Origin of the sequence: Helicobacter sp. (assembly GCF_029067145.1) — a bacterium.
Classification (GTDB): Bacteria; Campylobacterota; Campylobacteria; order Campylobacterales; family Helicobacteraceae; genus Helicobacter_D.
In genome coordinates this window covers 15297-38022 of the sequence record NZ_JAIEFA010000034.1, presented here as the reverse complement: position 1 = coordinate 38022, position 22726 = coordinate 15297, and the positions used below count along the sequence as shown (strand labels likewise).

Sequence of the window (22726 nt, the reverse complement as noted above, 5' to 3'; positions counted from 1 at the left end):
CCTTTTTAAGAATTTTAACACATTTTGATATTTTTGATTTCATATTTTTAGAATCTTTAAATAAAGATTTCCTTATAAATCCAAAAGCGTATAAATCGGAACAATTTTACGCAAATTTTCTGCGCCTTTTAGGGATTCTAAATTTAAAATAAAGCAAGATTCTAGACAATTTGCTCCCGCTTGTTTAATGAGATTGACTGCGGCGACTGCTGTGCCACCTGTGGCAATTAAATCATCTATCAAAAGCACATTGGGGGTTGGATTCTTTGAATTTTTAAATGCATCAATGTGGATTTCAATTTCACTAAACCCATATTCCAAAGAGTATTTTTCAGAAATCGTTGTATAAGGCAATTTGCCTTTTTTGCGGATTGGCACGAATCCAACTCCTAGCGCGTAAGCTAAAGTCGCGCCAAAAATGAAGCCACGACTTTCAATTCCAGCAATAAAATCAATCTTGAAAGATTCATAATGTGTCTTAAGATGAGAGATAATAAAATGAAAAACTTGTGGATTGTTTAGAAGTGTTGTAATATCATAAAATAAGATTCCGGGTTGTGGATAATCTGGAATCGTGCGGATAGAATCAAGTAATTTTTTTTTGTCCTCTTGGGTGAGTTGTTGCATATTTGTCCTTTTAAAATCAGAATTCCCGAAATCTTAACGCGTTTTATCTTAATGTGTCAAGAATTTAAGTTTTGTTTGGATTAAAATTTGATAAAAGTGGAAGTTTGCTACAATTTCAAGCATAAAATAAAATGCTTTTAAAAGGCAGAATCTTAAAATGCAAAATCAAAAATTGCTTAACAAACTTTTTCTCATTCTGTTAGGCTTGTGTTTGACAAGCTTAAATCTCTTTGCCTTTGCGACGCCTCCTATTAGCAGGCAGGCACTGATGAAGCATATTTTTGCGCCCACGCTTTTTAGTATGTATAGCAAGGATTATGGAATGCTTTATTGTCAGCTTTATGGTGTCGCAGGTGTGAGCAAAAGCTTCAAAAATGACACTTGCGAAGTAAGTGCAAGAGCGGTTAAAGAAATGCGACATTTTGCGATGCAATACACGCGCAATAAGGTTTTTTTGGAACAACAATATCGTTTGGGTTATAAAAGCGGTTGGTGTTTTTTGCAACGCGGGGGGAATCTCTTTAATGCGGAGTTAGTGCGTGATGGCTATGCGGTGGTGCAGTATTTTGATATTACAGAATCCGCAGTATTGGCAGATTTGGAAGTGCTAGAAAGTATTGCAAAGGCTGAAAAGCGCGGATTGTGGAAAGAGTGGGGCAAGGAAATGGAATGCTTGAAAAGAACCTTGCAAGAAATCGCCAAAGAAACATTAAGCGGAGATTCTGCCGAATAAATTGCATAACTTTTATATGGAATCTTAAGGAGATAAAATGATGATGTTGGGGTTAAAATGCTTTTGACGAGTTTATATATTGTAGGAATCACCGCAGAGGGAATGAGTGGCGCGTTAGCGGCTGGAAGGCATAATATGGATTGGTTTGGAGTGGTTTTTATCGCTTGTGTAACCGCGATTGGCGGAGGTTCTATCCGTGATGTGCTTTTTGGGCATTATCCTCTTACTTGGGTGGCTCACCCAGAATACTTACTTATCGTGTGTTTTGCGGCAATTTTAACGACCAAGATTCCTTATTTTGTCGCTAGATTTGAGCGCACCTTTTTGGTGCTGGACGCTATGGGGCTTGCGGTTTTTAGCGTGATTGGCGCGCGCGTGGGGATAGATTTGCACCCAAGTGGGGCAATGGCAGTAACAGGAGCAGTCATCACGGGAGTATTTGGCGGAATCTTAAGGGATATTTTTTGTGCGAGGATTCCGCTGGTGTTTCAAAAAGAGCTTTATGCTAGTGTTTCCTTGCTTGTAGGTAGCTTGTATGTGGTTTGTGAATGGATTAGCGCGAATTATTTTGTAATGAATCCAAATCTTATTATTATCGCTTGCCTTTCCATTGGCTTTGTTGCGCGCTTGGTTGCGATTCGTTATCATTTGGGGCTTCCAACCTTTAAATATACGCCTAAATCGTAGAATCTTGCCCTGTCATTGCGAGAAAAGTTTGCGATTCGTGGTAATCTATAATGTGGAATCTTATCTTTAAAGATTCCATTGTAAAGGTTTAAGTATGCAAGATTATAATTGCTTCGGCTTTGCCTCACAAGGACGAAGCGGCGAACTTTTGATTTTCCGCTACTCACCACCTACAATAACGATAAATTAGACTTTTTCTAAAGCTTCTTAGCAATAAACAATGTGCAAACATTTGCAGAAAATGCTTTGGTGTAAAGTGGCATAAAGCCTACTTCTTGTAGCTCACTATTAAGCTTTTTTGCGGTGAGAAATTCCTCAATGGAATCGGGCAAATAGCGGTAAGCGCGGTAGTTTTTAGAGACAATTCCTCCGATATAAGGTAGGATATTTTTGGTATAAAATCCCATAAGTTTTTCCAAAAGCGTAGGATTCTCACATTTGGTAAATTCCAAAATTACCAAGATTCCATTGGGCTTAATCACCCGCGCAAACTCCTCTAAAGCGCGTTTTCTCTCAACGACATTGCGGATTCCATAGGCAATGCTTAAAATATCCTTGCTTGCGCTTTCTAGTGGGAGTTCTTTTGCCTCACACTGCTTAAATTCCACATTGGGGAGTTTTTTGCGTGCGACATTTAGCATTCCCTCGCTCGGGTCTAGTCCTATTATGGTTTGGATTTGCACCTTTTCTTTGAGCGCATTTTTGTGCCAATGGCTTATCATATCTCCCGTCCCGCAAGCAACATCAGCGATATTTAACGCAGACAAGGATTCTTGTGGCAAGTTTTTAAAGGCAAGATTGCAAGCCTTTTGTCTCCAAGCAATATCTATCCCGCAGCTCATCACGCGGTTTGCCAAATCATAGCTTCCCGCAATGTCATCAAACATCGCGATGATTTCTTGTTGCTTATTTTGCATTTTGGGATTCCTTTGAATCTTGCAATGCCCTTTTTGCAAGTTGTAGCCAAGCCTCTAAGCTCTCAATCTGTGTTTTTGTCGCTTGCGTGGAAGTGCCACCATAGGAGTTTCTGCTATTCATAGAAGTCATTAAGTCCAAGCTTTTGTGCGCGCTTTGTGGAATCCTAGAATCCGCGCTACATAATTCCTCTTGCGTAAGCTCGCTTAAGTCCTTGCCTAAGGATTCTGCAAAGGCTACGGCTTTGCCTGTGATATGGTGTGCTTCGCGGAATGGAATCCCACAAGTCTGCACGAGGAAGTCCGCTAAATCTGTCGCACTCAAATGTCCTCTTTTGCAGGCTTTAAGCATAGAATCGGTGTTAATAGTCATTGTTTGTAAGGTATCTTTAAGGATTCTTAGCGCAATGTCCAATGTTTCAAAACTATCAAACACACCCTCTTTGTCCTCTTGCGTGTCTTTATTATAAGCAAGTGGCAAGCCTTTCATTACTACTAAAAGCGAGAGGAGATTGCCATAAACGCGTCCGCTTTTGCCACGTAAAAGCTCGGGGACATCGGGATTCTTTTTTTGTGGCATTATGGAGCTTCCTGTGGAATATGCGTCGCTTAGAGTGATGAATCCAAACTCATAGCTGCTCCACAGCACAAGTTCTTCGGCTAGTCTTGAAATGTGCATTGCAATCATAGAACAATCATAGAGAAAATCTAGTGCAAAGTCTCTATCGCTGACGGAATCGGTGGCGTTTAATGTTGGCGCAATAAAGCCCAAAGTTTGTGCAGTGAAAAATCTATCGGTTGCATAAGGTGTGCCAGCAAGAGCCGCCGCGCCTAATGGGCAGAAATTATTGCGTCTAAAAGAGGATTCCAATCTTTCAAAATCTCTTACAAACATACTGATATACGCACACATCAAAAAGCCAAAATTCACAGGTTGGGCGTGTTGTAAGTGCGTCATACCCGGAAGCATTGTTTGCGTGTGTTGGGTTGCGATTCTTAATAGAGTGGCGATTAAGTCTAAAAGGAGCGCGCGTAAATTGTGGTTGGAATCTAGCACAAAAAGTCTAAAATCAAGGGCGACTTGGTCGTTACGACTGCGTGCGGTGTGGAGCTTTTTGCCCACCTCACCGATGATTTGTGTCAGTCGCTTCTCCACTGCCATATGAATATCCTCATCGCTAAGGATAAATTCAAATGCTCCTTGCTCTATCTCCTCTTTAACTTGCTCTAAGCCTTTGCAGATTTCCTCTGCTTCCTCTTTTGTTAGGATTCCGCAGTTTGCCAGCATTTTGGCGTGTGTTTGAGAGCCTAAAATATCTTGCTTGTAGAGTTTTTTATCAAAGGGCAAAGAAGCGTTAAATTCATCTAAAATTTCTGCTGCACTTACGCTAAATCTCCCGCCCCAAAGTTTTTGATTTTCCATTTTTTACCTTTAAAAAGGTTTGAGAATGACTAAAATAGTGATAAAAATAATGGCGAGTGTGGGCACTTCATTGTAAGCGCGGAAAAACTTGCCACTTTTAAAACAGCGATTCTCTCTAAAAGCCACCAAAAACCGATAGAGGCTATAATGATAAGCTACCAAAAGCACGATAATTAGAATCTTTGCGTGCAACCAGCCCCCGCTGAACCAACTTGGCTCTAACACAAGTAACCATATCCCAGAAATTAATGTGCAAATTAGCGCGGGGTAGCCAATAAAGTTAAAGAGTTTTTCCTCTTGAATCTTTACAACTTCTACAAAGCCGCTGTTGTCTAAATGCTCCGCGTGATAGACATAAAGTCTAGGGAGATAAAATAGCATCGCCATCCACGATACAAACGCCACAATGTGAAAAATCTTTACATAAAGATATGCCATAGATTGCTCCTTACAAACTAAAAGTCAAAATTGTAGCAAAACAGACTTAAAGTCAAGCGAAAAATTAATTATCTTTTTTGTATAATCCGCGACAAATTGCCAAAATAACTGAAATTTATATGAGGATTTTGTTTGCACGAGCTGTTTTTGAACCTTGATTTTGCTTTTATGCAAAATGCGATTCCAACCTTTGCCAAAGCTTTGTGGCTGACGCTACATTTATCTTTTTTTGGAATCTTGTTTTCTATTGTTTTGGGGTTTTTGATTGCTTTGGTGCAGTATTATAAATTGCGTTTTTTATCTACATTGACGCAAGGCTACATTGAGCTTTCACGCAACACGCCCTTGCTGATTCAGCTTTTTTTCTTGTATTATGGATTGACGCAAATCGGATTCCATTTGAGCGGATATGCTTGCGCCCTCATCGGTGTAGTGTTTTTGGGTGGAAGTTATATGGCAGAATCTTTTCGTGCGGGGTTGGAATCTGTGGGTAAGATTCAGCTAGAATCCGGGCGGAGTTTAGGGCTTAGTGAATGGCAGCTTATCGCCTTTGTCGTCTTGCCACAAAGCCTAATGGTGAGTTTGCCCTCTATTGCTGCAAATGCAATTTTCTTGCTCAAAGAAACTTCAGTTGTTAGCGCAATTGCTCTAGCAGATGTGCTGTATGTAACTAAGGATTTAATCGGTAGTTATTATAAGACAAGTGAAACTTTGTTGCTGCTTGTGCTTTGTTATTTGGTGGTGCTTTTGCCTTTGTCCATTCTGTTTTCGCTTTTGGAGCGACATTATAAGCGGTATATTTAGAGGTAAAGATGAAAAGAAAGAGAATGCAAAATACAAAAAATAGCATTACGCAATCGGGTCTTAAAAGGAATCTAGGGCAGTTTTTTAGCCCCAAGATTCTTGTAGAGCAATGTATTGCTTTGATTCAAAACAAAAAGGGGAGACTTTTAGAGCCAAGTTGCGGGAATCTAGCCTTTAAAGAATGCTTGAAAGACAATGCGGTTTTTATTGAGATAGATAAAAGCTTGATAAAGGATAAAAGAGTCTTAAATATGGATTTTTTTGATTATCCTATGGAGCAGAAATTTGACACCATTATAGGTAATCCGCCCTATGTAGATAACAAGTTTTTAAACATTACACACCAAACAAATATTAATGTAGAGGCAAATTTATATCTTTATTTTATTGAGAAATGTTTTCATCATCTAAAAGAGGGTGGCGAGTTGATTTTTATTGTTCCACGCGATTTTATCAAACTCACTTCTGCAAGATATACAAATCAACTTCTTTTGGATAATGGGACAATTACGCATTTCTTTGATTATGGAGATAAAAAACTATTCCGTGAATCTTGTCCTAATGTCTGCGTTTTCCGATACGAAAAGGGCAATTTTTCTTATCAAACCCAAACTTTTAGTGGCAAAAAACATTTGCTTATTCAAGATGGCATTATTTCTTTTAGTCAAAGTCGTAAGGTAAAATCACTTGGAGAAATTTTTGATATAAAAGTAGGAGCAGTTAGCGGCAAAGATGAAGTTTTTGTCAGCGAATGCGGAGAGGAGTTTGTCTGCTCACAAACAGCAAAAACAGGCAAACTAAAAAGAATGATTTACGAAAGATATGATTCAGAACTTGAAAAATATAAAAAAATTTTGCTGAATCGTAGCATTAAAAAATTTAATGAGGAGAATTGGTGGGCTTGGGGGCGTTCGGTAAATTTTAGAGAAAAAGAACCTAGAATCTATGTTAATTGCAAAACAAGAAACAAAAAACCATTTTTCATTCATCAATGTAAAAAATGGGACGGCTCCATTTTAGCACTTTTTCCAAAGATTCCGTTAAATTTAGAAAAAGCAGTAGAGCAATTAAATACGCTAAATTGGGAGCAAATGGGGTTTGTAACGGGTGGCAGATTTATTTTTGCTCAAAAATCCTTAAAAGAGGCGATGATAGATGACGCAATATTTAGAAAACATTGTTGATTTTTTGAAAAATCACCCGCTTTTATTAAAGAACGAAAACGATGATGGCAGATTAAATTCTGCAACAAATGAAGAAATGATTTTAAAACAATTACAATTACTTGAAAAATTTAAAGAAATCAAAACGCCAAGCATTAGAGAATGGTATGATTTTAGGATTTGCATTCAAGAGGAACTTTTTGTCAATATTAAAATTTCAGATTTAAACAATGGTGCAGCGGATAATTGCTCATCAAAATTAGGTATGGGTTACGCTTTAAGCGGGGTTAGGAATATGCCTTTAGCGTGGGATAAGTTTCATAGTATGCTAGTAGATGAATTAAAAATAGGCTACGATTATTACTTTTTAGTCATCAATAAAAATGACACGCAAGATTGCTTTTATACATCACTTAAAAGAATCCAAACGCTTGTGCCAAATGGCAATAATTTGCCTTTTCAATGTGATTGGTCTAAGAATAGAGAATTTTCAAATAGAACCGAGATTGAGGCTATGCGATATATTTTGGATATTTATATAAAAAGTTGGGATAAAAAGGTTAAGGGATACCCTTTTGCGCTAAAAGAAATGTTATTAAATCATAGAATCTTGGAGACTGAATAAGCCAAATATTAGGTATTTTAAATTAGGAAACACAATGGAATTACTCTTTTTGCCGCAAAATATGTTAAGAATCGCGCAAGGTGTGCTAGTAACACTTCAAATCGCGCTGATAGCGATTCTGTTTTCTTGCATTTTTGGCTTTATTTTAGGATATTTGATGACTTTGCAATCTAAGGTTTTACGCGGTGGTTGCCGATTGTATTTAGAATCTATCCGCATTATTCCGATTTTGGCGTGGTTGTTTATCGTTTATTTTGGCTTTTCTAGCTTTTTGAACCTAAGCGGAATCGCCGCGTGTATTTTGGTATTTAGCCTTTGGGGAATCGCAGAAATGGGGGATTTAGTGCGCGGAGCAATCTCAAGTTTGCCTCCACATCAAAGCGAGAGCGCGAGGGCATTGGGTTTAAGCGAATTTGCAGTGCAGTATTATATTATCTTTCCGCAAGGTTTCAAGCGGCTTTTGCCAAGCCTAGTAAATCTCTTTACTAGAATGATAAAAACAACTTCTCTAGCGGCACTCATTGGTGTGAGCGATATGCTAAAAGTTGGTCAGCAAATCATTGAAGTGAATCTCCTTGCTTATCCAACGGCGAGTTTTTGGGTGTATGGCGGAATCTTTATGGTGTATTTCGCACTATGCTATCCCCTCTCGTTGTGGAGCAGAAGTTTAGAGAAAAAATTAATATAAGGTTAAGGCGATGAATCCTGTTCTTTTAAGATTAGAAAATATCACAAAAAAATATGGGGACAATTTGGTGCTAGATTCTGTGAGCTTGGAAATTACAAAAGGGGAAGTTTGCGCGATTTTGGGACCAAGTGGTTGTGGCAAAAGCACCTTTTTGCGTTGCATTAATGGGCTAGAATCCATACAAGGGGGCAAAATTTTTTTCAAAGACACGCAAATTAGTGGTGAAAATGTGAAAACCCAATGGAAAAAAGTGCGCCAAAAAATCGGTATGGTATTCCAAAATTATGAGCTTTTTCCGCATTTGAGTGTCTTAGAAAACATCATCTTAGCACCAATGAAAGTAGAGAATCGCAAAAGAGAGGAGGCAATTACAGAGGCTTTAAGTCTCTTGCGCCGCGTAGGTTTGGAGCAAAAAAAGGACGCATATCCCAAAAGCTTAAGCGGAGGGCAAAAACAACGCGTTGCCATTGTGCGCGCACTTTGTATGAATCCAGAGATTATGCTTTTTGATGAGGTTACCGCCTCTTTAGACCCTGAAATGGTAAAGGAAGTGCTAGATGTGATTAAGGAGCTAGCAAGCGAGGGAATGACAATGCTACTTGTAACGCACGAGATGAAGTTTGCCCAAAATGTCGCTGATAGAATCGTGTTTTTTGATAAAGGAAAAATAGCAGAAATTGCAACGCCACAGGAATTTTTTAGCAATCCCAAAAGCGAGCGTGCAAAGAAATTTTTGAATATTTTTGAATTTTAGATTCTAAATATAATAAATTAGCAACAATTTCTCAAAAAGTCTGTATAATTATGACATTTCATTTAAGGAGAGGTTATGAAAAAAGCTTTAGTCATTTTGGGAATCTTGGGTTTAATGTTTGCGTTCAATGCTTGCAAAGGCAACGACTATCAGCACCCTTCTCATCGTAGCGGTCAGACAAAATAGCCAAATTTTGGATTCTGTGTGGAAATGCAGAATCCCTTGAAATCAACTTCCTTATTTAAAACAATCTAAGTCAATCCAATGTGTTAAAAACAATTTTGGAACAAGTTTTGCTTTATCTTTATTTAGTTTAAGCGAGAAAAGGATATTCAAGCAATGAAACAACTTCGTAAGATTCCAATCATTCTACTAGTATTCCTCTGTTTTACGATTCCGTCTTTTTGTGCAAAAGTTGGAGATTTAGTCAATGTAGTTGGAGTGCGCGATAACCAACTCATCGGATATGGTCTGGTTGTTGGGTTAAATGGAACAGGCGATAAGACGACCTCAACCTTTACAATGCAATCTATTTCCAATATGTTAGAAAGCGTGAATGTCAAAGTAGATCCTAATGACATTAGCTCCAAAAACGCAGCAGCAGTAATGGTAACTGCAAAACTCCCCGCCTTTGCAAGACAAGGGGACAAGATTGACATCATTGTTTCTAGCATTGGAGATGCAAAATCGTTAGAGGGCGGAACGCTCTTGCTTACCCCGCTTAGTGGTTTAGATGGTAGAATCTATGCAGTAGCACAAGGAGCAGTTGGAATCGGAGGTAAAAGTGAGCGAGGAGGAAGCGCAAATCACCCATTAGCAGGTATTTTACCCAATGGCGCAACGGTGGAACGCGAAGTAACTTATGACCTTTATAATAAGCTGAATGCAACCTTGAGTTTAAAAGAATCTAATTTTCAAAATGCTGTGCGGATTCAAACGCGTATCAATGCGGCTTTCCCTAATCCCCAAAACGCAGGAGAGATTCAAGCTCCTATTGCTACTGCCGTAGATCCTCGTACAATCAAACTGCAACGCCCACAAGAAATGAGTATGGTAGAGTTCTTGGCTCGCGTGCAAGAAGTGGAGGTAGATGCGATTAAAGAGGACAAAATTATCATTAACGAACGCACAGGAACAGTGATTGCTGGAATGGGTGTAGAGGTTTCGCCTATTGTTGTAACACATAATAATATTACGATTAAAGTCAGCAATGAGCCAAATAACGACCCCGAAGCTGTGGATATGGGCAATGGAGCAACCTTTAGTGCGCAAGGTGCAATGGTAACAAGCGCTAATAATCCGACGATTTCAAGTGTAACGCGTGCCTTGCAACGAATGGGGGCAACGCCTAAAGATGTGATTGCGATATTGGAAACGATGAAAAAAGCGGGCGCATTTAATGCGGATTTAGAAATTATTTAAGGAGTTTAAAATGAATATTGATTTTAGCGGAATCGGTGGATATTCTAAAGAGTTGTTAGACGCAGCAAAATCTACACCAAACATTATTAAAACAGATGATGATTCAAGATTGAGAGAGCAAACAGATGCTTTTGAAGCATTGATTATCAAAAATATGCTAGATACTGCATTGAAAATGGACGAATCTCTTTTCCCTAAAGCTCCCGGACATGATATTTATGAGTCTATGTATCGCGATACTTTAGCTGATAGTTTAAGCGGAAGCTTCGGGTTTAGTGATTTGCTTTATGATTATCTCAAAGATTTACAAGGCAAACAAGGCGTTAAGGGTTTATAAGTGATAGACCAAAATCTACTAGAATCTTTAAGTAGTAGTGATAAGGAATCCTTTGCAAAAGGCTTAAAGGAGCTGATTACTCAAACCTATGAAGTAGAAAAGGAATTTGTAGAGTTAAAAGCTCTTTTTGAGGAAGTGCTAGATGTTTTGCCAACGGCGGTTTGGGTTCTAGAGCAAGAGGGGACGATTTTTTATCAAAATAGCCTTGCTAGCGAGATTCCAGAGTTATTAGAAAAGCTTGATTTATCGCAAAATAATCGGCAGGAAATTGAATTGGAGGCTTTTGGCGAGCCAAAAGTCTATTTGGTGCAATCCAATCAAAAATTAAATAAATTGATTATTTCTGCGACAGATATTACAAGCGAGAAGCGGCGCGAAAGGCTTGCTTCAATGGGACAAATTTCTGCGCATTTAGCACACGAAATCAGGAATCCCGTAGGTTCAGTCGCTTTGCTTGCTTCCACTCTTGCAAATCGCGTGGAGTTAAAAAACAAAACTCTTGTATTGGAGATTAAGAAATCTATTTGGCGTGTGGAAAGAATCGTAAAAGCTACCTTGTTGTTTTCTAAAGGTGTGCATTGCAATAAGGCAAAAATCAACCCCCAAAGTCTTGAAGAGGAACTCAACGAAGCATTAAATTATTATACTTATTCTAAAAATATTAATTTTTTATTCCATTTTGAATGTGATTCCTTTGAAGCGGATTTTGATTTGCTTTGTATCGTGCTGCAAAATTTCTTATTCAATGCAATTGACGCAATAGAAGAGAGTGAAGAGGAAAAGGGAATTGTGGAGATTACTTGTATTAAGGATTCGCAAAATGCGATTTTTAGGATTTATGATAGCGGCAAGCCGATTGAGAATCCAGAGATTCTGTTTGAGCCTTTTAAAAGCACAAAATTAAAGGGAAATGGTTTGGGTTTGGCACTCTCTTTGCAGATTATTGAGGCACACGGAGGCACAATTTCTCTTATGAAAGGAGAAAGAAAAGGGTTTGAAATCCTTATTCCACAATTTTTAAATTGACTTCAAACGCGTAAAATTTGCACATTTGATTGAAAAATTAAATTTTGTTACATTTTTGCATTGGGATATAATAGGAATTAAGCCATTTTGAGTTAAAATTTTTAACTACAATGAACAAAAAGGGCAAAAATGAGCAATAATATTCAAGAAATGCAGAATGTAAAGAGTCTCCGTGAGGTGAATATCAAAGATAAGCGGGTTTTGATTCGTGTAGATTTTAATGTCCCAATGGACAGCGAATTAAATATCAGTGATGATACAAGAATCCGTGAGGCGATTCCTACTATTAATTATTGTATTGACAATGGCGCGAAGTCTATTATTTTGGTAAGTCATTTGGGGCGTCCGCAAGGCAGAAGCAATGAGTTTTCTCTGAAGCATATTTTGAAACGATTGGAGAGACTTTTATCTAAAGATGTTGTTTTTGTGGATAATTTAGAAAATGCACAAGTTACTTTAAATACACTAGTAGATGGCAGTATTGTGTTGCTAGAAAATATCCGATTCCACGAGGGAGAAGAAAAGAATAATCCAGAATTATCCCAAAAGCTTGCTAGCCTCTGTGATATTTATGTCAATGACGCGTTTGGAACAGCGCACCGCAAACATTCTTCTACTTATGGAATCGCAAGTTTCGCCAAAGAAAAAGTGGCGGGATTGTTGCTCAAAAAAGAAATTGATTCTTTTGCTATTGCCCTTTCTAACCCTTTGCGTCCTTTGCTGCTTATTGTCGGAGGTTCAAAAGTTTCTTCAAAGCTTACACTTTTGAAATCTATTTTAGATGTGGTAGATAAAATTATTATCGGTGGTGCAATGAGCAATACCTTTTTGCAGGCTGTGGGTTATGATATGAAAAATTCTCTTATTGAAGAAAATCTACTAGAAGAGGCGCGCAATATTCTAAGAAATGCAAAAGAAAAAGGTGTAAAAATCTATTTGCCCGTAGATGTTGTTTCAACGGATAATCTTAAAGAACCAAAAGAAATTAAAATTAGTCCCGCGCAGGATATTCAAGAAGGTTTAATGGCGGTAGATATTGGACCTGCAACCGTGAAGCTATTTAACGAGGTGATTCGGGATTGTGAAACGATTATTTGGAATGGACCTCTTGGTGTTTATGAGAATCAGAAATTTTCTCGCGGAACTTTTAGTATTTCCCATACAATCGCAGATACTTACTCGTATAGTGTGATTGGAGGAGGTGATACTGCAGACGCAGTAGATAAGGCGGGAAATAAAGATGGTATGAGTTTTACTTCAACAGGAGGTGGCGCGAGTTTGGAATTGCTTGAAGGTGCTGTATTGCCAGCATTTGAAGTATTGGATAAGAGAGTATAAAATGGGAGAACCCCCGACGAAAATAAAAAACTAAAGGAGAGATTCCGTATCTCCTTTAGTTTTAAAGAATTAGAGGTAGATAATGTTGAATCTTTTTATTAAACGCAATGGTATGGTGGTAAGAGAAAGTGTGCAAGCCGTAGAGGCTATCCAAGTAGATGCAGATATACTCTGGATTGATTTGCTACACCCAACAGCGCAAGAAATTGCCTATATATCTAAAACTTATCTTTTAGATATTCCAACAAAAGAGGAACGCGAAGAGATTGAGGAATCTTCGCGTTATTGGGAAAATAGTGAAACCGTAACGATTAACACTTACTTCCTTGCGCGTCCCAGCGCAGAAAATGTGTTACATAATGAAACGATTACTTTTTTGCTCACGCGGGGGATTCTATTTACCGTTAGATATAATGAATTTAAGGTTTTTGATGAAATTCAGCAAAGAGTGCTTGCAAGTCCGAAAAAATTTGAAGATGGATTTGATTTGATTTCCAAAATTTTTGAATTGCGCGTAGAAAGAGATGCGGATATACTAGAAAGCATTGCGAAGCAAACGCGTCTTTTGCGTCGCTCTGTGGTATTTGATAAGAAATTAGGTGATGAAATCTTGGAAAATTTATCTATTTTGCAAGAAATGCACTTAAGTTTGCGTGATAGTTTGTTTGACAAAAGACTTGCAATCGCGGCACTTTTGCGCACACACAAGGCGGATTCAGAGGTGAAAAAGGACTTAGGCACGGTGCTAAAAGACATCAACTCTTTGGTAGAATTTACGAATGTCAATATGAATATTTTGGATAATATTCAAACGCTTTTTTCAAGTCAAATCAATATTGAACAAAACAAAATCATTAAGACCTTTACAATGGTAACGGTTGCGATGATGCCGCCCACATTGATAGCCACGATTTATGGAATGAACTTCACGCATATGCCAGAGCTAGAATGGACTTATGCTTATCCTGTCGCCTTGGGAATAATGGTGATTTCAACGATTCTTCCTATGCTTTATTTTAAAAAGAAAAAATGGCTCTAAGAGAATATTTGTGTAAAATTTATTGACGAAATCTTTAATATTGAGGAATCCAAAGATTATAAAACGCGCGGGTTTGATGTCGTGCTGTTTGTGATTAAGCACACTCGTTGGATTATTTTTGAAGGCTAAAACCATATAATCTAAGTGATTATTGATGACTTTTTCTAAGTCTCTTTTGTTGTAAAAAGGGATTTGGTTTATTCCTAAAGTGCAGAGAATGTTGAATCCCTATTGGAAACAAGAACATATCATCAGCGATGGGATTTTGAATCTCGTGCGCGCAATCAACACGAAATATTTTGACAACACATTCATAAAATTGACTTTACGCAAGCAGAGATTCCGCAAGGAGCAGAAAATATAGTTTTTGTGGAATCCGCATTGGAAAGGTTGGGATACAAAAAATATCAAAAACTCATCAGCATTTGTCCCTTTGGCAAAAACACAAAAGCCAATGCGTCTAAAATTTTGCCTTAAAGGATTCCAACCCTAGAACTTATCAGGGATTTTCTTAAACGCAAATGGGCGGGCGGTAGTTATGGTGGAATCTGCAAATGTGTGGTGCCTGCCAACAAATTGGCAGAAATGCAAGAAAGATTATCGGGATTTCTTTATGCGTGAGGCTTTGGAGATGATTTTAAAAATGTGTTAAAGGAATCCCTTTGGGATTCTATGATTTTCAAAGCAAGTCCTTATACTCCCTTTTGTTTCCAATAATCTTGCAGCTCTTGTGCAATGTTTTGAGGCTCTTTTGCCTCTAGTGTTGGATTGGTAAGAAATTCCAAAGTGGTTAAAAAGCGATTTTTTGGCATAAAACCGGGATAGATGAATAATTCTTTACCGCTTGGGCTTAAAAAAACAAGCGTGGGCGTGGGTTTGATTGCATATTTTTGCGCCAAATCCGCAGTGCTTAACTCTTGATTTAAAAACCCGATTTTGTGGGTTTTGGTGTAACTAATATTGATATAATAAGGTGCGTAGTTGGATTTAAGAAAGTTTTTGATTTCGGGATTCTCTTTGATGAGATTTTTTAGCCTATCGCAATACACGCAACCATTTGCCGAAAACACCAAAAAAAAGGGCAGATTATCACTTGTAATCTCACTTGTTTCCTTAAATACATCAGAAACTTCCGCATAGGAGTTTCTATCTATATTTCTCATTGCCTCTAATTGTTCTTTTGTGTTGTTTGTGCCGCTAGAGACAATCTCATCTCCAACCTTTTCTTGACAAGCATTGAAGCTAAAAGCTAAGAGAATGGAGCAAAAAAAGTATAAAATTTTCATTTTGGATTCCTTAATAAAAATGCAATTATAGCCTAAAATAGCTCTTTTTTGGATTTAGAGACCTTGCATTAGGAGATTCCATAGATTATCTACTTCGGCTTCCTCTAAAAACTCTCCGCGTAAAGAAAGCCATTGTGCAATGTGTGCTTGCTCAAATATCGCGCCTTGCATACAATCTTTGTGTCCGCAAACCAATCCGCGCCCCAAGATGATTTTGTCTTGCAGGGGTTGCTCGCAAATGAGGCAAGTTTGCAGCGTGTTTCCTCTGCCTTCAAAGCGCAAGAGTTTAGCGTATAAATTGAGAATGGCTCGTTTGGGATTCTCTTTTTCTAGTCGTTTTACTCCCTCTTCTAAATGCTCAAAATAAAAGGAATCTAGGTGAGAAATATCTCTTAAATGCGCGTTTAAGAGGTTGAGATATTGTTGCCAAAAGTATCTTTTTTGCGCCTCTCTTTCCCAAATGAAGCCTAGATGAATCGGCTCTCTTAAGCGTCCAATCTCACGCAAGTCTTGTTCTATGGAAAAGTCAATCTTGTGTCCTAGATGCACGACACTATGGCGCGCACCATAGAACCGATAAAGTGTGTGAAGTTGGCTTTGTGTCAGGATTCTAACAAGCAAATCCTCCTCACGCACGCGCAAAGTGTGTAGAATATAGCCTTGCAAAAGTTGCCTTTTGGTAAATTTCTACTCAATTTTAGCATAAATTTTCGCAAGGATAAATTTTGCGCTGCCATTGCAAGGCTGTTGCGATTTTATTGTATAGAACTTGCGACGCAATCTGATACAATGGGATAAGGAGTAAATTTTCTATAAAGTATGTTCTGCTAGCACCTTAAATCCAAGTGCAATCAAGATACAGCCCGCACTGATTTCAAGAATGCGTGTGGGGATTTTTGTAAGCGTTCTACTAAGCATATAGGCTAAAATGACGCAAATAAAAGTAATCACGCCAATCCAAGAGGCACTGCTAAGGAGAGGTTCGTTTTGTGAGAATATCAGCACGCCCGCAGCAAGTGCATCTATGCTTGTAGCAATACCAATGAGGAGCAAAACCCAAAAGGAGAGACTTTTTTGCGTTTGTTCCTCTTCATTGGAGCTAGAATCCTTGATGATTTTTAGCCCCAAAACCAAAAAGACAATAAAGGTAATCCAATGGTCAAAGGTATTGGCAAAATGTGAGAATCTTGTGTTAGCAAACCATAGTAGAGTCCAGCCTAAAATAGGCATAAATAGTTGGAAAACAGAGGAAACAAGCGCAATTTTAATTCCATTTCCTATGTGCCACTTTTGGCATAATCCATAAGAAAATGCTACTACCGAAGCATCTATGGCTAGAGTAATACCAAGTAAGAGAATCTCTAAATGCGGCATAAGCTTTCCCTATAATGAGAGATTTGCGATTCCCCCTGTGGGTGAGCTTGCTGTGGCGTAGGGTTTTTTTGGAATTCTACCTGCAAGATAACTTGCGCGTCCTGCGCGCACCGCATCACGCATTGCTTGTGCCATTAGAATCGGGTTTTTTGCTTGTGCAATGGCGGTGTTTGTTAGCACCGCGTCCGCTCCAAGCTCCATTGCAATCGCAGCATCAGAAGCACAACCCACACCCGCATCTACAATGAGCGGCACAGAAATTGCCTCTTTGATAAAGGCGATATTATAGCGATTCTGTATGCCAAGTCCGCTACCAATGGGTGCGGCAAGAGGCATTACTGCACTTGCGCCAGCATTTTCTAAATGGCGTGCCATAATGGGGTCATCGTTGCTATACGCAAGCACGCAAAAGCCCTCTTTTGCTAGAACCTCACAAGCTTTGAGCGTCTCAAGCACATCAGGATAAAGCGTTTTTTGTGTGTCGCCGATAATTTCTAGTTTGACAAACTCAATGCCTGTGGCTTCACGCGTTAAACGAAAAAGGGCAATGGCTTCCTCTGCATTGACACAGCCCGCCGAGTTTGGCAAAAACTGAATCTTGCTTCCTTTAAAATAATCTAGTAAATTTTCTTCATTGGGGTTTGTGATATTCACGCGTCGAATTGCAACGGTAATCATTTCTGCCTCTGAAGCAAGGGTTGCGTCTAAAGTTGTTTGGAAGTCTTTGTATTTGCCGCTACCTACAATAAGGCGACTTTGAAAGGTTTTATTTCCAATTTTTAGAGGTGTATCTGTTTGCATTTAATATCCTTTAAATTTTTGGTGAAATGTAGCGGATTTGCTCAATTAAATCAAGGGGGTTTAGCGAAAAATCATTGCATTTTTTCGCAATTTCTTGTGCGCAAAAGCTATGCAACAAAACACCACAAATTGCGGAATCTAGCGGAGTGTACCTTTGCGCTAAAAGCCCGCCAATGATTCCTGCTAATATATCCCCGCTTCCTCCTTTGGCAAGAATATTCGTGCCAAAGGGATTGATATAGATGTTTTTATCCTTGCAAATCAGTGTATTTGCGCCTTTAAGCACTAAAATCGCGTGTGGATAGGCATTGCAAAACTTTAGTGCATAGGCGATTCTGTCTTTTTGCAAGTCTTGCGTAGAAATTGTTGCAAGATTGCATACTTTTAGGATTTGTGTAAATTCTTTTGGGTGAGGTGTCAAAAGGATTTGTTTGTGGGTTTGCAGAATCTCTAAAAAGTTAGAATGATAAAAAATATCCGCGTCCAGCAATAAAGGGAGATTTTTAAGATTTTTTAAATTTGGCAAGGGAGATTCTATGCCAAAGCCCATACCAAGCAACATTGTTGTTGCATTTTGTGGAATCTCTTGCGGATTCATCAGACTAAAAGGGAGATTTTGGATTTTTTCTTTGCTTATTACGCTCACAAGTCCAGCTCCGCTGCGTAAGCCTGCAAGTGCGCTTAATACGCCCGCGCCGATTTTTTCTCCCGCATAAACACACAGATGTCCAAAATTTCCTTTGTTTGTGTTTTGTGCGATTCTGTGCGGAGGCTTGAAATCGCTCCTCTCTAGTAGTTTGAAGCTAGAATTTGGTGCAAAAACTTCCTCGCTAAGACCTAAGTTTATCAAATGCGTTTCGCCGACAAAATCTTTTGCTTCATCGCAAAATAATGCCACCTTTAACGCACCCATTGTAAGCGTAAAATCCGCCTTAAAGGCTACCTCTCCACCTAATGCGCCGCTTTTTGTGATTCCGCTTGGAATATCACAGGCAATTTTAATGGCATAGGATTGATTTAAAATGTGTAAGATTTTGGTTGTTTCTAAGTCTAGTGTTCCTCTAAAACCTGCGCCAAAGATTCCATCAATAATGATTGCATAGTCTATTGCAGATTTTAAGGATTTTAAGAATCGTAAATTTAATTTGGAGTTTATTTGCAATGCTTCTAGTCGTTTAAGCTGCGCTAGGCATAAGGGGCTTTTTGTGCCTTTGGGCAAAAAGAGATGCACTTCACAGATTCCACAAAGCATTCTAGCTAGCGCCAAACAATCTGCGCCATTGTCGCCATTCCCACAAACAAGCAATACTTTTTTGGGAGTTTCAAAGGAGTTGGACAAAAAGCGATTTTTGATGAAATAATACATTCCACTTGCAGCATTTTCCATTAGCAATTCTGCGGGTAGATTAAAGCTTTTTGTCGCATTTTTGTCTAATTCTTGCGTGGTTAAAAATAAATTTTTCATTTTGGATTCCTTAAGAGAATAAAAGCTTTTGGAATCTTAACAAAATATGCTATAAATTCAATCTAAAAAGTGATTGTATAAAGAATTTTTATGGCATTTAAAACTATTTTTTTAAATTTTTTTGTAGTTTGTTTTATATTGTTTGGTTTAATGGGTTGCAATGAAAATAAACCCCAAAAGAATCAAGAAGACAATAAAACATTAGAAAATAATGCAACAAGCCTCTTAAAGCCCAAGCAACAAGAGGAGGATTCTTTGGAATCTCCCTTGCAGCAGCAGCTAAAAAAGAATCTCAAAAGCCATTTAGACGGATTAAGCAAAGAATTGCAAGAAAAAAATCTAAACAACTTACAAATGGAGCAAAACACAGGTTTGCAGAAACATTTAGAGCATTTTGAGAGCTATCACGGACGCAAGGATATTCCTAAAAAGGATTCCGCACAAAGGAATCTTAATCAGAAAATACAAGAAGCATACGAGATTCAACAAAAGAGGATAGAAGCATTGCGTCAAAAAAATGATGAAATGAGTAAATAACGCGAAATTTACTAGATTATAAGTAAGTTTTGATTAGAATTATAAATTTTGAAATTAAAGAAAGGGCTGGTATGGCAAAACGCGTTTTGGTTAAATATTCGGGAGAGGCATTGTCTGGCGAGAGCGGCTTTGGGATTGAGAGTAAAATTTTGGATTATCTTGCAAGAGAGCTTAAAACGCTTGTGGAAGCCGGGATTGAAGTTGGAATCGTGATTGGCGGGGGGAATTTTATCCGCGGCGTGAGTGCGTCTCAAGGCGGTTTGATTCGGCGCACAAGCGGAGATTATATGGGAATGCTCGCAACAATGATTAATGGAGTTGCAATGCAGGAAGCTTTAGAATACTATGGCTTAGATGTGCGCGTGCAAAGTGCGCTAGAGATTAAAGAAGTGTGTGAGACTTACATTAATCGGCGTGCGATTCGGCATTTGGAGAAAGGACGCGTTGTGATTTTTGTAGCAGGCACAGGGAATCCCTTTTTTACTACCGATACTGCGGCGACTTTGCGTGCAGTGGAGATTGGAGCGGAGATGATTATCAAAGCAACCAAAGTAGATGGCGTTTTTGACAAAGACCCTGCAAAATTTGAAAATGCGACGATGTTACACCAAATCGGCTATGACCAAGCTCTTAAAGATAATATTAAAGTAATGGACGATACCGCGATTGCGCTTGCAAAGGATAATGCACTTCCTATTGTAGTGTGCAATATGCTGCGAGAGGGAAATTTGCTGAAAATCATACAAGGCGATTCTAGTGCAGTGTATTCTAAAGTATCCAATGAAAATTAATTTATACAAAGGAAAAAAATGAGAATTGAAGAAATTGCATCAAAGGCTTTAGAAAAAGTTAATGGAGATAGATATTTGTTATCTAATATTTTGTTTATGAGAATTGATGAATTAAGTCGTGGAGCAAAACCTCTTGTAAATAAAGATGTAAAAGCGGACAAGCTTTCAGACATTGCTTTACTTGAAGTGGCAGAGGGTAAAATTAGCTTAGACAAAATTGAAGAATCGCAAAATTAACCCTCTTTTTATGAAGAAATAAAAGGTATTCAAATAAGATAAAGTATCAGGCAAAGAAGGTAGAATTTGGAATTTTTAAAACAGGTTGCAGAAATCACGAGCCCTAAAGCAGCGTTAGAGTTGCTGTATTCTATGGTAGAGGAGACGCCAAATATCCAAAATGCGGTTGCTTTTGCTACAGAATCGCACAAGGAGCAAAAAAGAAGAAGCGGCGAACCTTATATCGTGCATCCTTTGCTTGTTGCGTGCATTGTGGCGTATTTTGGCGGAGATGAAGTAATGGTGTGCGCAGCACTTTTACACGATGTGGTAGAGGATACAGACGCGACATTAGAGGATATTAAACGCGACTATGGCGAAGATATTGCGTCTTTGGTAGATGGCTTGACAAAAATCGTTGCGATTCGTGCAGAAGAACTGCCCGCTTCCCATTCTAATGAAAAGCTCGTCGTTGCGGCATTAAGCTTCCGTAAAATGCTCATTACCTCTGTCAAAGATGTGCGTGTGCTTGTTGTGAAGCTTTGCGATAGATTGCACAATATGCTAACACTTGGTGCTTTGCCTCCTAATAAACAAAGAAGAATCTCGGAGGAAACTTTGGTTGTTTATTCTCCTATTGCTCATCGTTTAGGAATCTCCTCTTTGAAAAATGAGCTAGAGGACAGAAGTTTTTATTATATTTTTCCTCAAGAATACCGCAAGATAGAGGAATATTTTTTAAACCACAAGCAAACGATTCAACTAAAGCTCAATGCCTTTATCCAAAAGGTGAGAAAAAGTCTTGTGCAAGAGGGTGTTCCAGAGAGTGAGTTTAGCATTGCAAGTCGGATTAAGCGGCATTATTCTATCTATCTTAAAATGCAGCGCAAAGGCATTTCTATTGATGAAGTTTTGGACTTGTTGGCAATCCGCGTGATAGTCAAAACGCCTTTGGATTGCTATAAAGTTTTGGGGATTCTGCATTTAAAGTTTAAGCCCATTATGTCGCGTTTTAAAGATTATATTGCTCTGCCCAAAGAAAATGGCTATCAAACAATCCACAGCACCTTGTTTGATGATTCCGCTATTTTTGAAGTGCAAATTCGCACAGAGGATATGCACAAAAGTGCAGAATATGGAATCGCAGCGCATTGGAAATATAAAACAGGCGGGAATAGCGGTCCAAGTCTTGATTGGCTCAACAAGCTGCAATTCCAAAACAATTCCATTGAGGAATTTTATGAGCTTGTAAAAAATGATTTATATCGTGAGGATATTGTAGTTTTCTCGCCCGATGGAGATAATTATTCCTTGCCGATTGGTGCGGTGGTGTTGGATTTTGCTTATGCGGTGCATACGGACATTGGGAATCGTGCAAAAGAGGCTTATGTGAATAATCAAAAATCCTCTTTGCTGACTACATTAAAAAGTGGCGATATTGTAAAAATTATTATGGCAAAAGACACGATTTTGCGATGTTCTTGGATTGACGCAGTGAAAACCTCCCGTGCAAAAAGCCAAATCAAGATGAATTGCGCAACGCGTATTAAAGAGATTGAGCGTAAAAGCGCAATTAATATTATCGCAACGATTTTTGGTAAAAGCGCAGAAGAGATTGAGGATTATATAATAAAAAATGATTTAGAGGATACGATTTATCGCGCGACAACGGATATTGGATTCTTAAAGGATATTAAGAATCGTATTAAGAATTTTTATAAACAAAATGCGGGATTTTTGGAGCAGATTAAAATCAGAATCCTAAAGCTCAAAGAATTGCGTTTTGACAATCTCGTGATTGAAACCAATCATACGATTAATCAAGCGGTTTTTGATTATTGCTGCCACCCAAAATTTGGGGATTCTATTATCGCATTTAAGAGCGGTTCTAAAGCGTTTGTGCATCATAAGCTTTGCGAGCGCGCGTATTTGGAGATTCAAAAGGGCGTTAAAATGCTTTATGTGGATTGGCTAGAGGATAAGTTGCAAACTTATAAACTCATCGTTGCACTAGAGAATCAAAAGGGCGTATTGGCTAATTTCTTGTCTTTTCTAGCAAAGCACGATATTAATGTTTTGGGTGTGGAATTAGGCTCACAAAAGAGCACTTATGCAACACATTGTGAATTGCGGTTTGAATCTAGCATTACCGAAATTAAAGAGCTAAAAAATCTTTTAGGGAATAATTATAAAATCATAGAAGTGCATGCATTAAAAGACGCATATGCAGATTAATTT

26 protein-coding genes are annotated in these 22726 nt (G+C 38.4%); 17 read left to right on the top strand and 9 right to left on the bottom strand.

Features of this window, described 5'->3' with window-relative positions; genetic code table 11:
• Nucleotides 1-72 precede the first annotated feature (72 nt).
• Nucleotides 73-627 carry an adenine phosphoribosyltransferase gene (gene apt / locus K2N75_RS03305; protein ID WP_297679681.1) on the bottom strand — a complete coding sequence of 185 codons (555 nt, stop codon included), beginning with the start codon at nt 625-627 and terminating at the stop codon, nt 73-75.
• A 157-nt stretch (nt 628-784) separates the two neighbouring features.
• Here apt and K2N75_RS03300 point away from each other — a divergent pair, with 157 nt between their 5' ends.
• Entirely contained in the window at nt 785-1360 is a 576-nt protein-coding gene (locus K2N75_RS03300; RefSeq protein ID WP_297679682.1) for a thermonuclease family protein, read from the top strand.
• 57 nt (nt 1361-1417) lie between these two features.
• Complete coding sequence (locus K2N75_RS03295; protein ID WP_297679683.1) at nt 1418-2047, top strand: trimeric intracellular cation channel family protein; 630 nt, start codon at nt 1418-1420, stop codon at nt 2045-2047.
• A gap of 197 nt (nt 2048-2244) precedes the next feature.
• Here K2N75_RS03295 and ubiE read toward each other — a convergent pair whose 3' ends face one another.
• Genes ubiE through hemJ form a run of 3 tightly spaced genes read right to left on the bottom strand, consistent with a single transcriptional unit; the run spans nt 2245 to nt 4822 of the window.
• Entirely contained in the window at nt 2245-2964 is a 720-nt protein-coding gene (gene ubiE / locus K2N75_RS03290; protein WP_297679684.1) for a bifunctional demethylmenaquinone methyltransferase/2-methoxy-6-polyprenyl-1,4-benzoquinol methylase UbiE, read from the bottom strand.
• Nucleotides 2954-4384 carry an argininosuccinate lyase gene (argH, locus tag K2N75_RS03285; RefSeq protein WP_297679685.1) on the bottom strand — a complete coding sequence of 477 codons (1431 nt, stop codon included), beginning with the start codon at nt 4382-4384 and terminating at the stop codon, nt 2954-2956. The genes ubiE and argH overlap by 11 nt, the downstream gene beginning before the upstream one ends.
• Before the next feature lie 9 nt (nt 4385-4393).
• Nucleotides 4394-4822 carry a protoporphyrinogen oxidase HemJ gene (gene hemJ / locus K2N75_RS03280; protein WP_297679686.1) on the bottom strand — a complete coding sequence of 143 codons (429 nt, stop codon included), beginning with the start codon at nt 4820-4822 and terminating at the stop codon, nt 4394-4396.
• A gap of 168 nt (nt 4823-4990) precedes the next feature.
• On the opposite strand from hemJ, the gene K2N75_RS03275 reads away from it, so the two are divergent.
• The 11 genes from K2N75_RS03275 (at nt 4991) to K2N75_RS03225 (ending at nt 14382) form a co-directional block, all read left to right on the top strand.
• A complete protein-coding gene (locus tag K2N75_RS03275) occupies nt 4991-5626 on the top strand; it encodes an amino acid ABC transporter permease (protein ID WP_297679722.1) in 636 nt (211 codons plus the stop codon).
• A gap of 23 nt (nt 5627-5649) precedes the next feature.
• Entirely contained in the window at nt 5650-6810 is a 1161-nt protein-coding gene (locus K2N75_RS03270) for a class I SAM-dependent methyltransferase (RefSeq protein WP_297679687.1), read from the top strand.
• Complete coding sequence (locus K2N75_RS03265) at nt 6782-7414, top strand: restriction endonuclease (RefSeq protein ID WP_297679688.1); 633 nt, start codon at nt 6782-6784, stop codon at nt 7412-7414. Before K2N75_RS03270 ends, K2N75_RS03265 begins: the two co-directional genes overlap by 29 nt.
• Before the next feature lie 34 nt (nt 7415-7448).
• A complete protein-coding gene (locus tag K2N75_RS03260) occupies nt 7449-8102 on the top strand; it encodes an amino acid ABC transporter permease (RefSeq protein ID WP_297679689.1) in 654 nt (217 codons plus the stop codon).
• 10 nt (nt 8103-8112) lie between these two features.
• Complete coding sequence (locus K2N75_RS03255; protein WP_297679690.1) at nt 8113-8856, top strand: amino acid ABC transporter ATP-binding protein; 744 nt, start codon at nt 8113-8115, stop codon at nt 8854-8856.
• Nucleotides 8857-9195: 339 nt separating this feature from the next.
• Nucleotides 9196-10278, top strand: a complete 1083-nt coding sequence (locus tag K2N75_RS03250; RefSeq protein ID WP_297679691.1) for a flagellar basal body P-ring protein FlgI — start codon at nt 9196-9198, stop codon at nt 10276-10278.
• Between the two features lie 10 nt (nt 10279-10288).
• Nucleotides 10289-10615, top strand: a complete 327-nt coding sequence (locus K2N75_RS03245; protein ID WP_297679692.1) for a rod-binding protein — start codon at nt 10289-10291, stop codon at nt 10613-10615.
• Nucleotides 10616-11641 carry a HAMP domain-containing sensor histidine kinase gene (locus K2N75_RS03240; RefSeq protein WP_297679693.1) on the top strand — a complete coding sequence of 342 codons (1026 nt, stop codon included), beginning with the start codon at nt 10616-10618 and terminating at the stop codon, nt 11639-11641. It begins immediately after the preceding gene.
• A 129-nt stretch (nt 11642-11770) separates the two neighbouring features.
• A complete protein-coding gene (locus K2N75_RS03235) occupies nt 11771-12979 on the top strand; it encodes a phosphoglycerate kinase (RefSeq protein ID WP_297679694.1) in 1209 nt (402 codons plus the stop codon).
• A gap of 82 nt (nt 12980-13061) precedes the next feature.
• On the top strand, nt 13062-14018 hold the full coding sequence (gene corA / locus K2N75_RS03230) for a magnesium/cobalt transporter CorA (protein ID WP_297679695.1): 957 nt from the start codon (nt 13062-13064) through the stop codon (nt 14016-14018).
• A 217-nt stretch (nt 14019-14235) separates the two neighbouring features.
• On the top strand, nt 14236-14382 hold the full coding sequence (locus K2N75_RS03225) for a hypothetical protein (protein ID WP_297679696.1): 147 nt from the start codon (nt 14236-14238) through the stop codon (nt 14380-14382).
• Between the two features lie 328 nt (nt 14383-14710).
• Here K2N75_RS03225 and K2N75_RS03220 read toward each other — a convergent pair whose 3' ends face one another.
• The 5 genes from K2N75_RS03220 to K2N75_RS03200 form a co-directional block, all read right to left on the bottom strand.
• Nucleotides 14711-15304: a thioredoxin family protein gene (locus K2N75_RS03220; RefSeq protein WP_297679697.1), complete on the bottom strand. Its 594-nt coding sequence runs from the start codon at nt 15302-15304 to the stop codon at nt 14711-14713.
• A 54-nt stretch (nt 15305-15358) separates the two neighbouring features.
• Nucleotides 15359-15970, bottom strand: coding sequence for a recombination protein RecO (recO, locus tag K2N75_RS03215; RefSeq protein ID WP_297679698.1), 612 nt, complete (start codon nt 15968-15970; stop codon nt 15359-15361).
• 144 nt (nt 15971-16114) lie between these two features.
• Nucleotides 16115-16678, bottom strand: a complete 564-nt coding sequence (locus K2N75_RS03210) for a manganese efflux pump (RefSeq protein WP_297679699.1) — start codon at nt 16676-16678, stop codon at nt 16115-16117.
• Between the two features lie 9 nt (nt 16679-16687).
• Nucleotides 16688-17479: a thiazole synthase gene (locus tag K2N75_RS03205; RefSeq protein ID WP_297679700.1), complete on the bottom strand. Its 792-nt coding sequence runs from the start codon at nt 17477-17479 to the stop codon at nt 16688-16690.
• Nucleotides 17480-17489: 10 nt separating this feature from the next.
• Nucleotides 17490-18944: an NAD(P)H-hydrate dehydratase gene (locus tag K2N75_RS03200; protein ID WP_297679701.1), complete on the bottom strand. Its 1455-nt coding sequence runs from the start codon at nt 18942-18944 to the stop codon at nt 17490-17492.
• A 90-nt stretch (nt 18945-19034) separates the two neighbouring features.
• Here K2N75_RS03200 and K2N75_RS03195 point away from each other — a divergent pair, with 90 nt between their 5' ends.
• From K2N75_RS03195 to K2N75_RS03180, 4 genes are all read left to right on the top strand, one after another.
• Complete coding sequence (locus K2N75_RS03195) at nt 19035-19481, top strand: hypothetical protein (RefSeq protein ID WP_297679702.1); 447 nt, start codon at nt 19035-19037, stop codon at nt 19479-19481.
• A 71-nt stretch (nt 19482-19552) separates the two neighbouring features.
• The gene (gene pyrH / locus K2N75_RS03190; protein ID WP_297679703.1) at nt 19553-20272 is read left to right on the top strand and encodes a UMP kinase; all 720 of its coding nucleotides are present in this window, start codon (nt 19553-19555) and stop codon (nt 20270-20272) included.
• Between the two features lie 18 nt (nt 20273-20290).
• Nucleotides 20291-20509 (top strand): DNA-directed RNA polymerase subunit omega, encoded by a 219-nt coding sequence (locus K2N75_RS03185; protein ID WP_297679704.1) that lies wholly within the window; start codon nt 20291-20293, stop codon nt 20507-20509.
• Between the two features lie 66 nt (nt 20510-20575).
• Entirely contained in the window at nt 20576-22723 is a 2148-nt protein-coding gene (locus K2N75_RS03180; protein ID WP_297679705.1) for a RelA/SpoT family protein, read from the top strand.
• The last annotated feature ends 3 nt before the right edge of the window (nt 22724-22726 follow it).

What these genes read in the sequence shown, in the direction of transcription:
- apt (WP_297679681.1), bottom strand. Translation starts at nt 627, where the DNA reads ATGCAACAACTCACCCAAGAGGACAAAAAAAAATTACTTGATTCTATC.
- K2N75_RS03300 (WP_297679682.1), top strand. Translation starts at nt 785, where the DNA reads ATGCAAAATCAAAAATTGCTTAACAAACTTTTTCTCATTCTGTTAGGC.
- K2N75_RS03295 (WP_297679683.1), top strand. Translation starts at nt 1,418, where the DNA reads ATGCTTTTGACGAGTTTATATATTGTAGGAATCACCGCAGAGGGAATG.
- ubiE (WP_297679684.1), bottom strand. Translation starts at nt 2,964, where the DNA reads ATGCAAAATAAGCAACAAGAAATCATCGCGATGTTTGATGACATTGCG.
- argH (WP_297679685.1), bottom strand. Translation starts at nt 4,384, where the DNA reads ATGGAAAATCAAAAACTTTGGGGCGGGAGATTTAGCGTAAGTGCAGCA.
- hemJ (WP_297679686.1), bottom strand. Translation starts at nt 4,822, where the DNA reads ATGGCATATCTTTATGTAAAGATTTTTCACATTGTGGCGTTTGTATCG.
- K2N75_RS03275 (WP_297679722.1), top strand. Translation starts at nt 4,991, where the DNA reads ATGCAAAATGCGATTCCAACCTTTGCCAAAGCTTTGTGGCTGACGCTA.
- K2N75_RS03270 (WP_297679687.1), top strand. Translation starts at nt 5,650, where the DNA reads ATGCAAAATACAAAAAATAGCATTACGCAATCGGGTCTTAAAAGGAAT.
- K2N75_RS03265 (WP_297679688.1), top strand. Translation starts at nt 6,782, where the DNA reads ATGACGCAATATTTAGAAAACATTGTTGATTTTTTGAAAAATCACCCG.
- K2N75_RS03260 (WP_297679689.1), top strand. Translation starts at nt 7,449, where the DNA reads ATGGAATTACTCTTTTTGCCGCAAAATATGTTAAGAATCGCGCAAGGT.
- K2N75_RS03255 (WP_297679690.1), top strand. Translation starts at nt 8,113, where the DNA reads ATGAATCCTGTTCTTTTAAGATTAGAAAATATCACAAAAAAATATGGG.
- K2N75_RS03250 (WP_297679691.1), top strand. Translation starts at nt 9,196, where the DNA reads ATGAAACAACTTCGTAAGATTCCAATCATTCTACTAGTATTCCTCTGT.
- K2N75_RS03245 (WP_297679692.1), top strand. Translation starts at nt 10,289, where the DNA reads ATGAATATTGATTTTAGCGGAATCGGTGGATATTCTAAAGAGTTGTTA.
- K2N75_RS03235 (WP_297679694.1), top strand. Translation starts at nt 11,771, where the DNA reads ATGAGCAATAATATTCAAGAAATGCAGAATGTAAAGAGTCTCCGTGAG.
- corA (WP_297679695.1), top strand. Translation starts at nt 13,062, where the DNA reads ATGTTGAATCTTTTTATTAAACGCAATGGTATGGTGGTAAGAGAAAGT.
- K2N75_RS03225 (WP_297679696.1), top strand. Translation starts at nt 14,236, where the DNA reads ATGTTGAATCCCTATTGGAAACAAGAACATATCATCAGCGATGGGATT.
- K2N75_RS03220 (WP_297679697.1), bottom strand. Translation starts at nt 15,304, where the DNA reads ATGAAAATTTTATACTTTTTTTGCTCCATTCTCTTAGCTTTTAGCTTC.
- K2N75_RS03210 (WP_297679699.1), bottom strand. Translation starts at nt 16,678, where the DNA reads ATGCCGCATTTAGAGATTCTCTTACTTGGTATTACTCTAGCCATAGAT.
- K2N75_RS03205 (WP_297679700.1), bottom strand. Translation starts at nt 17,479, where the DNA reads ATGCAAACAGATACACCTCTAAAAATTGGAAATAAAACCTTTCAAAGT.
- K2N75_RS03200 (WP_297679701.1), bottom strand. Translation starts at nt 18,944, where the DNA reads ATGAAAAATTTATTTTTAACCACGCAAGAATTAGACAAAAATGCGACA.
- K2N75_RS03195 (WP_297679702.1), top strand. Translation starts at nt 19,035, where the DNA reads ATGGCATTTAAAACTATTTTTTTAAATTTTTTTGTAGTTTGTTTTATA.
- pyrH (WP_297679703.1), top strand. Translation starts at nt 19,553, where the DNA reads ATGGCAAAACGCGTTTTGGTTAAATATTCGGGAGAGGCATTGTCTGGC.
- K2N75_RS03185 (WP_297679704.1), top strand. Translation starts at nt 20,291, where the DNA reads ATGAGAATTGAAGAAATTGCATCAAAGGCTTTAGAAAAAGTTAATGGA.